Genomic DNA, 529 nt, shown 5'->3' with positions numbered 1-529 from the left:
TGGTGGTGACCCGGCCGGTGCGGTCGTGGGTGTAGTGGGTGGTGGCGCCCGCATAGTCGGTTTCGGTGATCAGCCGGCCGGCTTGGTTGTATTGGTAGGTCCAGTGGTGGCCGAGGGGGTTGATGACGGTGGTGAGGCGTCGTTCGGTGTCCCACTGGTAGCGGGTGACCGTGCCGTCGGGGTCGGTTTTCGTGGTGAGGAGGTCGAAGGCGCCGTAGGTGTATGCGGTGGTGGTTCCTGCTCGGGTGGTGTGGGTCAGCAGGTTGCCTTCGCCGTCCCAGGTCCAGGATTCGCTGTATCCGTCGGAGTCGATGCGGCGTAACGGTTTTCCTTCGGGTGACCATTCGTATGTGGTGCGTGTGCCGAGAGGATCGGTGACGGTGGAAGCGCGGCCGAAGCCGTCTCTGGTGATCACTGTAACGGCGTCGTGGGAGTCGGTTATCCGAATCAGCAGACCGGCGGGAGTGGTGTCTACGCGGGTGCGGGCGCCGGCGGGGTCGAGAGTTTCGGCGAGGGCTCCGGTGGAGTG

At 65.0% G+C, this 529-nt stretch carries 1 protein-coding gene; it reads right to left on the bottom strand.

What is annotated here, in order from left to right; genetic code table 11:
• Window positions 1-415: hypothetical protein (locus tag LBW94_RS44160; protein ID WP_266273642.1), on the bottom strand; the 415-nt coding region annotated here is incomplete at its 3' end.
• Window positions 416-529 lie beyond the last annotated feature (114 nt).

Origin of the sequence: Nocardia sp. alder85J (assembly GCF_020176955.2) — a bacterium.
In the GTDB taxonomy this organism is placed as follows: domain Bacteria; phylum Actinomycetota; class Actinomycetes; order Mycobacteriales; family Mycobacteriaceae; genus Nocardia.
This window is presented reverse-complemented; position numbering and strand designations above follow the sequence as displayed.